Origin of the sequence: Paenibacillus sp. FSL P2-0136 (assembly GCF_037975325.1) — a bacterium.
GTDB lineage: Bacteria > Bacillota > Bacilli > Paenibacillales > Paenibacillaceae > Paenibacillus_AQ > Paenibacillus_AQ silagei.
This window is the reverse complement of sequence record NZ_CP150244.1, coordinates 1,537,544-1,550,587: the sequence shown is the minus strand read 5'-3', so window position 1 is coordinate 1,550,587 and position 13,044 is coordinate 1,537,544. Positions and strand designations below refer to the sequence as shown.

The window sequence follows — 13,044 nt, the reverse complement described above, 5'->3', positions numbered from 1 at the left end:
TCCTATCTTGGAAGCTCGATCGTTTTGTTGTCGCGTGATTCCTTGTACAGAACGATAGTCTTGCCGATAACCTGAACAAGCTCCGAACCGGACTGCTCGGCAAGCGCGGCACCAATTTCCTTGGGATCATCAGCGTTGTTATTCAGTACACTGATCTTCATCAGCTCGCGTTTCTCAATAGCTTCTTCAATGTGACGGATCAGATGATCGTTTACGCCGCCTTTGCCAACCTGAAATACAGCATCCAGATGATGAGCCAAAGAGCGCAGATAACGTTTTTGTTTGCCTGTTAACATAAATGTGAAAACTCCTTAATTAACATATATTATTACCCTGTTCAGTGAAAATCATTTGCCCGGCACCTGGCCAAGGCAATCCGCAATAGTCTGCCGCATAATCGCTGCGGGAGCCACAAGCCCCGTCCAATACTCCAGGGCGTAGGCTCCCTGGTAGACGAACATGCCCAGCCCGCCGTGAACGGTGCAGCCGCGCTTCAGACTCTCTGTAAGCAGCCGGGTATGCAGCGGATTATAGATCAGATCGCTGACGATCATCCCTTCGTGCAGCCCGGCCGGATCGATCGGCATGTCCTCCATATGCGGATACATGCCTACGGATGTTGTATTAATTACAATATCCATGCTGGCAAGTACGCCGGGAACGGCATCCATCCCTGCTCCGGCTAAGCTGCCCCGGCTGCTAAAACTATCTGCCAGGTGATGCGCACGTTCCTCATTACGGTTCGCAATCAGAACCATTGCCGGCTGCTCCTTCAGCAGCGCCGAGACAATCCCTCTGGCCGCACCGCCGGCTCCAATCACCAGGATACGGGTGCCGGTGAGATCCGGTGCAGCCTCTGTCTTAAGTGAGCGGACATATCCGATCCCATCCGTATTGAAGCCGGTCAGTATACCATTGTCGTTGACGATGGTATTGACTGCGCCGACATCCACCGCACTTGAATCCAGCCGGTCCAGATACTCCATCACGGCAACCTTGTGGGGGATCGTTACATTCACGCCCCGGAAGCCAAGCGTTCGTATCGCCTGCACCGCATCGCCCAGCTTGTCCGGCGTAATGTGCAGCGGCACATAAGCGCCGGAGAGACCGAGCGCCTGGAGCGCCGCCCCGTGCATCAGCGGGGATTTGGACTGGGCAATCGGGTCGCCCATCACGCCCAGCAGGAGCTCCCCGTGACTCTGCGTGTTCCTGTTTGTCTCAGTCATGTCGCCTTCCTCCTGTACAATTAGATCAGCGAAGGACGGGTAAGCACCTTGACGCCGCGCGGCACATGGACAGCTACTACTGCTCCGGCTGTACCGTTCACCTTCATCCAGCCCAGACCGGAGATGAACAGGTCGGTCTCACTATTCCTGGCGATACGGAATTCATGGCGCTGCCACTGCGGCAGCTTGTCTATGTCGGCAGTCCCCGGCGGAGACAGCAGCTCGCCCCGGTGGTCTTGATACAGGGAATCTGCACGCTCCAGCTTCGTGCGGTGAATCTTGAGGGTGCCGCTGATGAAGCAGGTGAAGGACTGGCGTTCCCCCTGAATGAAGTCGAAGCGACCCAGTCCGCCGAAGAACAGCGACTGGCCTTCATTCAGCTGATAGACCGCCGGCTTGAGCGGATTCTCGGGCATCACTGCGCCCAGATCCTTGCGCTCGACCAGCTCGCTGTACCTCCACGGGTACACGATTCCCGGCGTATCAATGATGGAATGGCCGTCATCCAGCGGGATTTTGACCATATCGAGGGTGGTGCCCGGATAACGGGAGGTCGTCAACTCCTCTTCCAGGTCACTGTAATCGGAGATCAGCCGGTTAATCAAGGTGGACTTGCCTACATTGGTAGCCCCGACAACGTATACATCACGCTGGCCGCGCAGCTCGGTAACGGCCTCCAGCAGACGGTCGAAGCCCTGATTGCGCTTCGCGCTGACCAGGACAATCTCCGCCGTGCGCAATCCCTCTTCCTTACAGCGCTGCTGCATCCAGTTGCGCAATCGGTTCCAGTTGGTCACCTTCGGCAGCAGATCGATCTTGTTCACCGCCAGAATGACCTGATTATTGCCGACAAACCGCTGCAGCCCGGAAATCAGACTGCCTTCGAAATCGAACAGATCCACAATATGGATCACCAGTGCATTCTTCTCGCCTACTCCGCTTAACAGCTTCAGGAATTCATCCTGATTCACCGATACGGAAGAGGCTTCATTGTAATTCTTGATCCGGAAGCAGCGCTGGCAAATTACCGGCTCCCGTTCGAAGGCGACCTCCGGGATATAGCCGGGGAGCTCCTTGTCTACGCTCTGTAGCTTAATGCCGCAGCCGCTGCATTTCTCAGGCCGCGCTGTTCCATCGTTCATTGCATTCATTAAGATTTATCCTCCTCTTGCCACAATCCTTGCTTCCGCAGACGGGTCAAGGCAATCTGCTCCACTCTGCGGTTAATTCTTGTTCCTATTCCCTCATCCTTGACGGAGATCGGCAGCACGAGTACCGTGAACAGACCCAGCCGGTTGCCGCCGTATACATCGGTCAGCATCTGGTCGCCGACGACAATCGTCTGCTCCGGTCCCAGCTCCATCAGCTTCATGGCCCGCAGGAACGGGGAATTGCTGGGCTTCTTGGCCTGATGTACAAATTCAATATTCAGCGGGGTGGCAAAACGCGACACCCGGTCCATATTGTTGTTGGATACGATCACAAGCTTGAAGCCCAGCTCCTTCACCTTGGCGAACCAGAGCAGCAGCTCAGGAGTAGCCAGCGGCGCCTTGGCGCCGACCAGCGTATTATCCAGATCCGTAATAATTCCCCGGTAGCCTTGGCGGTACAGCTCCTCCAGAGCGATATCAAACACCGTGTTTACCCGGAGCTTGGGGACTAATCTTTCAAACAATACATTCACCTCATTTTCATACAGGAAACTTGTAACCCGGCTCTATAGGACTGCAAAAACCCCAGGGTCCGGCAGCATTTCATCACCAGTGGGCATTACTTGCCGGACTTCATGCTTTTTCGCAGCCGCAAAGCTTCAGTATACACGCTGTGCCAGTCTTTGTCTTCAATAACCTCAGGGCTGTAATTCGCCCGCTCGAACATCTTCAGCAGCGCAGCAAGACTGCCTGCAGCTTGCGGGCGTTCCACGCTCCACCGTGCCACGGATTCGCGCAGGGTTTCATGCTCTTTCTTCAGCATACCCTTCCTGCGCATATACCTTACCCAGCGCTCCGTTTCTGCGACAACTTTTTGCGCCGGAGTCGGCTGACCGCCGAGACGCATACGGGTAATCAGGAAGCGCAGGCTCAGCCGGCGCTGCCAGATCAGGAATAGGGTCCAGAGCAGGAGTACAGCAGCTGCTCCAGCCACGGCCCAGGTGCCGGGATGGAATCCGGAGGACTTGTCCGTCTGGCCCGCTGCCGCCGGTTCAAGCTCCTCGGGCTCCTCAACCTCTACTTCAGGCTGATCCGGATTATCCTGCTCACTCTGCGTCAGCACCGGAACATCGAAGCCCGGCGTTGCCTCTACAGGAACCCAACCGTAATCGCCGAAATAGATCTCAGCCCAGGAGTGGGCGTCCGCATTGGTAATCGTGTAGTTGTTATTCACATAACCGGCAGCGCCCTGCTGAAGCATTACGCTATCCGGAATCTCGGCCTGCTCCCCGGGAGCATATCCCTTCACCCAGCGGGCCGGTATATCCAGTGACCTCGCCATGGTGACAAGCGCCGTGGAATAGTAATCGCAGTATCCCTCCTTAATCTCAAACAGGAAGCTCTCGACCATGTCCTTGCTTCTGGCCCGTGAGGTATCCGGCTGATTCGTATAAGGGAAGGAAGCTTGCAGATATTGCTGCAGCAGAATCGTCTTCTCGTAAGGTGTCTGCGCTCTCGCTGTAATCTCCTCAGCCAGCGCGCTTACCCGCTCGGGATAGTTATCCGGGAGCTGAAGGTACTGCGGGTCAATATCCCTGTTCCCGTAGAGCTGCTCGAAGGTCTGCTTGCTTAACTCCTGAAGGGGAACGATCGGTACCTCCGAGGTGACCACATAGGTCTGCGGATAAGCCCTTGTCTTGCCTCCGGGATTCCACAGCAGTTCACTGTCTTTACTCCTCCAGGATAAACCGCTGCTCTGCTCCTGACCATCCACCGAGTCTACCCCCGAGATCGAATAGCCGCCGAACAGAACCGGATAGCTGTTCCCCCCAAGCAGCTTGACAGTCTGCTTGAGCGTACGGGTCTCCGTCTTGGAGGCGGCAGCACGTTCCAGCGGCTCGCCCACCTGCACCTCGTTATGCGGTCCCCGGCCGGAGGTATCATCGTCTGTCCAGCCTTTGCCCGAATACACACTGCGGATCTCGCCGCGCATATAGGTGCGCAGATCGGAGGTCACTTGCATGACCGGCGAATAATCGAAGTTGAAGCCCCCGCCCAGATTGTCATCATTCAGGCTGTAGCCCGAGGTCGTCCCGTTCGCCGCTGACCCGCCGCTTGCAGCATCCCCGCTCCCGGAGGAGGGTCTGGACGAGACGGAGTTACCGTTCCACTTTTGCCAGGCGGTATAAGGGTCGGTCAAGGTGGGACGCACGCCCGGCATATTCACCCCGGCAAGGATAACCAGTGAGAAAATAATCGCTATATTCAAGGCAACCTTCATCGGATACCTCAGCATATAGGTCCAGCCGCGCGGATAATGCAGCTGGAAATTCCTCAGATGCCGGGTGACCAGCCAGCCCATACCGGCAAAGACCGTCCAGGCTACCTCCTGCCACATTACCGCTGTCGTGAATGAATCCAGCGCGGCGAAGGCCGTGATATTCGCTGCGATGAACATCAGAATCCGCGCCTTGCCGTTCACCCACCAGGCGGACACAAGCAGCAGCGCCCAGGCCCCCAGCGCAAACCAGATGTAAGGAATCATCGATACCGCTATCCCGGGCAGCCGGTCAAGAAATGCCGGCAGCAGAGGATCGGGAATGTAAATCCCGTAGCTGATAATCACGTTGTATACAATAAATACCACTGCCGCGCCTTCCAGCAGCATGCGGTACACTCTTTTAAACGGAAAAATGATTTCAATAGCTGTAACAGCCAGCAGGGTTAGCGCCACAGAAACGGTGGTCTCCTGCAGCCAGAAGGGCACCGTATAGGACACCCACTGCATAGCGATAATGCTCAGCCATAGCAGCGTCAGCCCGTGATGCCATGAGGAACGTATCGCCTGGAACCAGTGCTTCATCGGACAGAATCACCTCCAAGTACCGCAGGAAGCTCCTGAAGTGTGCTGATACTATGTCCGGTAACGCCATGCGAGTGCAGAATATTCTGCCACTCTCCGGCCCGGTATTTCCCGGAAGGATGAAGAACATGAATGTGGGAAGGGGTCATCCCCCGGTTCTCCGCCCAGCGCAGCGTATCCAGTACCGCTCTGCCGCTCTGCGGACTGATCAGTACGAAATACGATCCCTTGGGGAACATCCGCTGGACACTCTCCAGCCTGTCAATCAGCGGCCCCTTGCCTTCTGCGTTGATGTCTATTAAATATTGAATCATCTTTTGCCGCTCGGCATTGCCTTCCGCCGGACTGAACACCTTATTATGCTTATCCAGACAGCACAGGCCGATGCCGATCCGCTCCCGGATGCCGAAGCCGAGGAGAGAAGCCGTGACCGAGACTGCCAGCTCGAATTGTGTGGAGTTGTAATAGCCGCTGGAGGTTCCGTCCAGCACCAGAATGGTTCTGGGAACGGATTCATGCTCGAATTCCTTCGACTTCCACTCGCCGGTCTTCGCCGTTGCATTCCAGTGAATGCGCGTCAGCCGGTCCCCGTAGACATAATCACGGACACCGTTGATCTGCGTGGTCTCGCGCCTGGACTGAAGCAGCGATACCTGCGGCCCCGACAGCCGCGCCTTACGCTCATACAGCTGCCAGCGCGGCACTACGACGGCCCGGGGCATCACCCGGAATTGGCCTTCTGCCTTGAAGGTCCCCTTATGCTCCATCAGACCGAAGATATCCTCGCTGAGAATATCCGTATTCTCAAAAGAATAACGGCCCCGCTCCAGCAGCGGCGTCTGGAACAGCAGCTCGCCCCGTCCGCCCATGTTCGGAATCAGGCTCTCCTCGAACACCCAGGACTCTCCGTTATGGCGCTTCAAAATTTCTCTTACAACCACGTAGGGCAAAGGCAGAAATCCCGGAATGGTCACTTCCAGCTTCACCTTTAAAAAACCCCCGGCATAGAGCAGGTCCGGCTTATCCTGTTCGGAATAGAAGCTGCGTGCGCCTCTGGCCCGCCGGACCCCTTCAAGACCGCCAATGAACAGATACAGAAAAAGAACAGAGACCATGATGAACAGCATGAACGAGGTTTTGCCGCCCTGAAACAGCACGTAGAAGAGTGTAATGACCCAAATCGCCAGAACGCCCGTGAACTTCCTCAGCTGAACCGCAGCGGCAGCCCGCGTAAGTAAGGCCCTCATCTTATTGCCTCATGGTTACAGGCACGTTAATGCTCTGAAGCAGCTTCTGCAGCAGGGAGTCCATACTGACGTTGTCCAGGCGTGATTCCGGCCGCAGCAGGATCCGGTGTCCCAGTGTATACGGGGTCAGGGTCTTCACATCATCAGGCAGCACATAATCCCGTCCCTGGAGAAAAGCGTAGGCCTTGCAGGCCATCATGAATGATAAGGATGCCCGGGGGCTTGCGCCGAGCAGCACCAGCGGATGCACCCGCGTCTGGCGGACCACATCCAGCAGGTAGTTCAGCACCGGCTCGCTGATGAACACATCGCGGATCTCCTCCTGAATGGCAGCAATCGTCTCCATGCTGGTTACGGGAGCCAGCCTGTCCACCGGTTGGCCCTGCTGATGGGTTAGCAGCAGGTTCTTCTCGGTATCGGCATCGGGGTAGCCCAGGCTGATCCGCAGCATGAAGCGGTCCAGCTGAGCTTCGGGAAGGGTATAGGTTCCCTCGAAATCTATCGGATTCTGGGTCGCACAGAGCATGAACGGATGCGGAAGAGGATAGGTCTCTCCATCGACCGTAACATTGCGTTCTTCCATTACCTCAAGCAGTGCGGACTGGGTCTTGGTGGTCGCCCGGTTGATCTCATCGGCCAGCAGGATATTGGTCATCACCGGACCCGGACGAAAGTGGAACATCTCATCACGCGGATGATAGACGGATACGCCGGTAATATCACTCGGAAGAATATCCGGGTTACACTGGATGCGCCGGTATTCGCCGGACATCGACCGGGAGAGCGCGCGGATAAGCTGGGTTTTGCCAGTCCCCGGAACATCCTCAATCAGGACATGTCCGCCTGCTAACAGTGCAGTCAGCAGCAGTTCTATTTCAAAGCTTTTACCGAGAATACAGGATTCCAGATTAGTGCGGACAGCGTTCATAATTTGCGTGGATTCTTGACGTACGGGCATGTATATTAAACCCTCCTATATCAGAATAAGCAGTAATATATACATTTTACATGATAGGAGTACCGAAAGTACATGTTAGGCTGGTGATATCACTGTAAATGCCAAAACAAACAGCACAAATCCCGGATAAGGGAATTGTGCTGCAGTGCCTGTCGTACTTGACATTAAACCTTGAATTTGCCGATCTGCTCCTGAAGCTCTTCAGCGATAGTGGACAATGAAGTGGCCGAAGCCGAAATGCCTTCCATTGAAGCCAGCTGCTCCTCGGTAGCAGCCGATACATGCTGTGTTCCCGCCGCTCCATTCTCGGCTGCGACAGATATCTGCTTGATGAAGTTGACCACTTCATCCGTTCCTGCTGACAGCTGCTCTGATCCGGCCGATACTTCCTCAATCTCTCCGGTAACCTGATTGACAGTATTCAGAATATGCTCGAAGGAATTACCGGCGCTGCGGACGGCTTCCAGACCAGCAGCGACATCCTGTCCGTTCAACGTTACCGCTTCAATCGCTGTAACAGTATCGGATTGGATGGCTTCTACCAGTTCGGTAATCTGCTGGGCTGAGCCGGCGGACTGCTCTGCAAGCTTGCGGACTTCTCCTGCAACCACAGCAAAGCCCCGTCCCTGTTCTCCGGCACGCGCAGCTTCAATGGCAGCGTTGAGCGCCAGAAGGTTGGTCTGTCCCGCGATGCCGGTAATGACACTAACGATTTTGCCGATTTCATTGGAACGTTCTCCGAGCGCCGACATCATGCCGCCGAGCTCTGTAACCGACTGATTCACAGCGTTCATCTGTGTCACTGCTTCCTGAATCCGCTGATTCCCTTCGGCAGACCTCTGGGCTGCTCCTTGTGCAGATGCGAAGACAGACTGGGCGCGTACAGCAATCTGTTCTACACCAACGGACATCTCTTCAATAGCCTGCGTAGATTTCCCAACCATATCCACCTGAAGTGCAGCCCCGCTGGCTACTTCCTGCATTGTCTCTGTAATCTGCATAGACGCCTGGCTGCTCTGCTCTGCACTTGCTGTCAGCTCTTCGGAGGAAGTAACTACAAGCTCTGTCGTCGCGTTTACAGCCTGAATGAGGCTCCGGAGATTCTGTACCATTGCATTGAATGCAAGCGAGAGTGTATGCATCTCGTCCCTGCTCTTCACGGTTACCGGTTCACCGGTCAGGTCCCCTCCAGCAATACGTTCCGCAGCACGGCTGATTCTCAGCACCGGACGCGAGATGGAGTTCGACAGCAGGATCGAGATCACAATCGCAACCAGGATCGCGGCAGCACTGAAGACAATGATCATCCGCTGTCCTGAAACGTAATTCGCCACCGCTTCATCGTTCATCAAGGCGGCTCCGCTGTTATTAAGTTCAATCAGCTTCATAATGGTGTTATTTGCGTTATACCACAGCCCATAGGATTCTTTGTGCAGCATATTGGCCTTGCCATAGTCCTTGGCCTCTCCGGCACTAATAATCTCCGGCAGCTTGGCCAGATAGGACGCATATTGTTCAGTAAAGCCCTTGTAGATTTCCCTCTCCTCATCGGAGCTGATCAGGGCTTCATAGACCTTAAGTCCGTCGTCCACCTTCTTAAGCACATCATTATAATCGGCTTGAACCTTGTCTCTTTGCGCAGTATTCTGCTCAAGCACCAGATTCAGCGCAAGGCGTTCAACATCCGAGACATCTCCATTCAGCGTACCAAGAATCGTGACACTGGGCATCCAGTGTGAGTCGATGTCTTTCGCTGTATCTCCAAGCTTGTTCAGGCTGAGCAGAGAAGCAGTGCTACTGACAAACAGCAGTGCTACGACAACAAAAAAAGCAAGCAGCATCTTCAATCGTATATTTATTTTCATCTCAACGCTTCCCCCGTTAACTTATGTATTCTCTTGATTGCACAAGCATACATCTATATCGACAAAAGCTGACATTTCGTTAATATTTCGATTATATATTTTTTCTTTATTCAAATTCCTGTTAAGACCCAAAAACAAGCATAAACGGATGCCTCCCTTATAAGGACGACATCCGTTTATAAAAGACCGCCAGAAGTTGAAGCGGTCCCGAATATACTTATCTATGCTGCACTACCCCTTTGGCCGGACCACCAGCGCAGCCAGGAAAGAGAAGACAATCGCCGAGGAAATCCCGGCGCTGGTCACATCGAAGATCCCGGTGACGACACCGACCCAGCCATCGCGCTCCAGCTCAGTCAGCGCGCCGTGGACCAGGGAATTCCCGAAGCTGGTAATGGGTACGCTGGCCCCGGCTCCGGCGAATTTCACGAGCGGATCGTAGATGCCAAAAGCATCGGCAGCCGCTCCAAGCACCACCAGCGTACTCATGGTATGGGCCGGAGTCAGCTTCAGCACATCGAACATCAGCTGGCCGATCACGCATATCGCTCCTCCGACCAGAAAAGCCCATAAATAAATCATGCTCCCTCACCTCCGATCTCCAGGGCTACCGCATGGGCTACACACGGAATACTCTCCCCTTGCTGATAAGACAGCGGCGAGAGCAGCGCTCCAGTCGCCACGATCAATACCCGTTTCAACTCACCCTTCTTCATCCGGCCGATAATATGACCGTAGGTTACTGTGGCCGAGCAGCCCGCACCGCTTCCCCCGGCAATGACATACTTCTGCTTGTCCAGGTCGTACATCATGAGGCCGCAGTCATTGAAGACCGTCTGCTCCATTGGGATGCCTTCCTTGGCCAGCAGATCCTTGGCAATCGGCAAGCCGACGGAAGCCAGATCGCCCGTAACAATCAGATCATAGTGACCAGGCGACAGCCCCGTATCGCGGAAATGTGCCGTGATGGTATCGGCGGCTGCCGGGGCCATGGCCGTTCCCATATTGAACGGATCTTTCAGCCCCAGGTCCATGATGCGCCCAAGAGTTGCGTACACCACATGCGGGCCTTGAACCGTCCCATCGTTCACTCCTACCACTGCGCAGCCGGAGCCTGTAACGGTATATTGGGCGGTGGGCGGCTTCTGCGAGCCATACTCTGTCGGGTAGCGGAACTGCTTCTCAACTGTACAGTTATGGCTGGATGTGCCGGCCAGCGCGTACTTGCCGCCGCCGGAATCCACAATCATGGAGGCGATGGCGAGGCTCTCCATCGAGGTGGAGCAGGCACCGAACACTCCCAAGTAAGGCACGCCGAGCTTCCGCGCGGCGAAGGAGCTGCTGATGATCTGATTCATCAGATCCCCGCCGACGAAGAACTCCAGCTTCTCCTGCTCCAGATTCGCATTCATCAGAGCGAGCTTGGCGGCTTTTTCGAACAGGGCGCGTTCTGCCTTCTCCCATGTCTTCTCGCCCATCTCCAGCGAATCATAGACGAAGTCGAAGCTTGAGGCCAGCGGCCCTTCTCCCTCTTCAGGCCCCACCACAGCGGATGTCCCAAGGATCACCGGACGGTTCGTAAATTCCCAGGTCTGACTACCGAGCTGCTTCATCGTTTAATGTGCACCTCCCCAGCCCATAACGGCATACACTACTCCCACGATAAAAGCGGCAACGACACCGAACACAATAACCGACCCGGCCAGCTTGAACATGTTCCCGCCCACGCCCAGTACCAGCCCTTCAGCCCGGTGCTCCAGTGCGGCAGAGCACATGCTGTTGGCGAACCCTGTGACGGGCACTGCTGTGCCTGCACCGCACCACTGGGCGAGCTTGTCATACACCCCGAAGCTGGTCAGTATGACGGAGAGCAGAATCAGAATGGCCACGGTCGGGCTTGCCGCCTCTCTTGAGGTCATATCGAATATCGCCATGAATGCTTCCTGGATGCCTTGTCCCAGCACACAGATGAGTCCCCCGGAGAGGAAGGCGCGTATACAATTCTTGAATACAGGACGAGAAGGCACGTAAGGCTTGGCCAATTCCTGATAAGCCTTCGGGGTCAGACCGTCAAGGTTCAGCTTGACGCCTGACTTTTTTGTTTTTGCCGGCAATGCAGACACCCCCTGAACTGTTGGATACGAAAGGGAACGGGCAGCGGGTAAGCTGTAGTCCCGTTCCTTCGTGCTATGCAGAATTAAGTTTTCCTTATTGTTCACTTCAGGCGGCCCCGTTATGTCCCTCCTGCTCAGGAAAAATAAAACAGCACAACAATCAGCAGCAGAAACAGCACCAGAATCAGCACTGCCTCATTCTCCCGCCCGTACCGGCGGCGGTACCGCCTGGGCAAGCCCTGCCTGCGGACCGGCACTTTCCGGAAACCGCTCCGGCTGCCTGCCTGGGCTACGCTCCCCGAGAGCCACATTCTCCTCGCTTCCTTTCTCCGGCCCCTGCCTGCAGAGCCCTTACCGTATAGTATTCGCACAATGAGCCTCTGTGTTCATTTGCCCTTCCAGCATGGACAAGAGGCGCAACAATGTTCATACTAGATGACATAAAGGAGCGATATATGTATGAATACAGACACACTTGAATTATTTAAGACATTGACTGAATTCCCCTCAGCCTCCGGCTTCGAGCGCGAACTGCGCGCTTATGTCAAAGAGGCAATGACGCCTTATACGGACGAATTCGTACAGGACCGACTGGGCAGCCTGTTCGGTGTGATGCGCGGTGAAGCTAACGGTCCCAAGATTATGGTGGCCGGCCATTTCGATGAGGTAGGCTTCATGGTTACTGGCATTACAGACAACGGGATGATCCGCTTCACACCGCTGGGCGGATGGCTGGCTTCGGCCGTGGCCTCACAGCGCCTGCAGATTATTACGCCGAAGGGTACGCTGAACGGCGTGGTCGGCAGTACACCTATCCATCTGCTGAGCGCGGATGAACGCGGCAAGGCCGGGGAGATCAGCAAGATGTACATCGATATCGGCGCAGACAGCCGGGAAGAGGCGCAGAGCTTCGGTGTAGCTCCGGGACAGCAGGTCGTGCCGGTCTGCCCGTTCACACCGCTGGCCAATCCGAAGAAGATTATGGCCAAGGCCTGGGACAACCGCTACGGTGTCGGCCTGGCTATTGAATTAATGAAGGAACTGCACGGACAAGCCTTGCCGAATACGCTCTACTGCGGCGCTACCGTTCAGGAAGAGGTCGGGCTGCGCGGTGCAAGGACGGCTGCCAATCTGCTGCAGCCGGATATTTTCTTCGGGCTGGACGCCAGCGCCGCTGCCGATATGACCGGCGACCGTCAGGCCTTCGGCCATCTGGGCCAGGGCGCACTGCTGCGTATCTTTGACCCGACGATGATTACCCACCGGGGACTGATTGAATATGTGCAGGATACGGCTGACACCCATAAGATCAAATACCAGTATTTCGTCTCCCAGGGGGGAACGGATGCGGGCCAGGTGCATCTCAGCGGAATCGGTATTCCTTCAGCGGTGATCGGGATCTGCTCCCGTTACATCCACACGGCAACCTCGATCATCCACAGTGATGATTATGCGGCAGCCAAAGAGCTGCTGATTAAGCTGGTACAAGGATTGGACCGCACGACACTGCAGACGATTCTGGAGAACAGCTAATAGCCTCCCCACAAAGTGGGGCGTTAGCTCTCACAGACTAACGCAAACAGCCGCAGGGATAAGCTTATAGGCTTTCCCTGCGGCTGT

Annotated in this window: 13 protein-coding genes; 1 reads left to right on the top strand and 12 read right to left on the bottom strand. The window is 55.4% G+C overall.

Annotated features, from left to right (window positions below; translation table 11 throughout):
• Positions 1 to 2: 2 nt before the first annotated feature.
• From yhbY to NYE26_RS06405, 12 genes are all read right to left on the bottom strand, one after another.
• Positions 3 to 296, bottom strand: a complete 294-nt coding sequence (yhbY, locus tag NYE26_RS06460; protein ID WP_036697934.1) for a ribosome assembly RNA-binding protein YhbY — start codon at positions 294 to 296, stop codon at positions 3 to 5.
• A 51-nt stretch (positions 297 to 347) separates the two neighbouring features.
• Complete coding sequence (gene aroE / locus NYE26_RS06455) at positions 348 to 1,226, bottom strand: shikimate dehydrogenase (RefSeq protein WP_339254743.1); 879 nt, start codon at positions 1,224 to 1,226, stop codon at positions 348 to 350.
• 20 nt (positions 1,227 to 1,246) lie between these two features.
• Entirely contained in the window at positions 1,247 to 2,368 is a 1,122-nt protein-coding gene (gene yqeH / locus NYE26_RS06450) for a ribosome biogenesis GTPase YqeH (protein ID WP_339257357.1), read from the bottom strand.
• Between the two features lie 8 nt (positions 2,369 to 2,376).
• Positions 2,377 to 2,901, bottom strand: a complete 525-nt coding sequence (locus tag NYE26_RS06445) for a YqeG family HAD IIIA-type phosphatase (RefSeq protein ID WP_036697929.1) — start codon at positions 2,899 to 2,901, stop codon at positions 2,377 to 2,379.
• Between the two features lie 95 nt (positions 2,902 to 2,996).
• Entirely contained in the window at positions 2,997 to 5,240 is a 2,244-nt protein-coding gene (locus NYE26_RS06440; RefSeq protein ID WP_339254741.1) for a transglutaminase domain-containing protein, read from the bottom strand.
• Positions 5,237 to 6,487, bottom strand: coding sequence for a DUF58 domain-containing protein (locus NYE26_RS06435; RefSeq protein WP_339254739.1), 1,251 nt, complete (start codon positions 6,485 to 6,487; stop codon positions 5,237 to 5,239). Before NYE26_RS06435 ends, NYE26_RS06440 begins: the two co-directional genes overlap by 4 nt.
• 1 nt (position 6,488) lies before the next feature.
• Positions 6,489 to 7,445, bottom strand: a complete 957-nt coding sequence (locus NYE26_RS06430) for a MoxR family ATPase (RefSeq protein WP_076079719.1) — start codon at positions 7,443 to 7,445, stop codon at positions 6,489 to 6,491.
• Between the two features lie 164 nt (positions 7,446 to 7,609).
• The gene (locus tag NYE26_RS06425) at positions 7,610 to 9,310 is read right to left on the bottom strand and encodes a HAMP domain-containing methyl-accepting chemotaxis protein (protein ID WP_339254736.1); all 1,701 of its coding nucleotides are present in this window, start codon (positions 9,308 to 9,310) and stop codon (positions 7,610 to 7,612) included.
• A 231-nt stretch (positions 9,311 to 9,541) separates the two neighbouring features.
• Entirely contained in the window at positions 9,542 to 9,892 is a 351-nt protein-coding gene (spoVAE, locus tag NYE26_RS06420; protein ID WP_036697920.1) for a stage V sporulation protein AE, read from the bottom strand.
• Complete coding sequence (gene spoVAD / locus NYE26_RS06415; RefSeq protein ID WP_339254734.1) at positions 9,889 to 10,923, bottom strand: stage V sporulation protein AD; 1,035 nt, start codon at positions 10,921 to 10,923, stop codon at positions 9,889 to 9,891. Before spoVAD ends, spoVAE begins: the two co-directional genes overlap by 4 nt.
• A gap of 3 nt (positions 10,924 to 10,926) precedes the next feature.
• Complete coding sequence (gene spoVAC / locus NYE26_RS06410; RefSeq protein ID WP_076079722.1) at positions 10,927 to 11,424, bottom strand: stage V sporulation protein AC; 498 nt, start codon at positions 11,422 to 11,424, stop codon at positions 10,927 to 10,929.
• Between the two features lie 134 nt (positions 11,425 to 11,558).
• Positions 11,559 to 11,735: a hypothetical protein gene (locus NYE26_RS06405; RefSeq protein ID WP_209878112.1), complete on the bottom strand. Its 177-nt coding sequence runs from the start codon at positions 11,733 to 11,735 to the stop codon at positions 11,559 to 11,561.
• Positions 11,736 to 11,883: 148 nt separating this feature from the next.
• Between NYE26_RS06405 and NYE26_RS06400 the strand changes: the two genes are divergently transcribed.
• The gene (locus NYE26_RS06400; RefSeq protein WP_209878110.1) at positions 11,884 to 12,957 is read left to right on the top strand and encodes a M42 family metallopeptidase; all 1,074 of its coding nucleotides are present in this window, start codon (positions 11,884 to 11,886) and stop codon (positions 12,955 to 12,957) included.
• Positions 12,958 to 13,044: the final 87 nt, after the last annotated feature.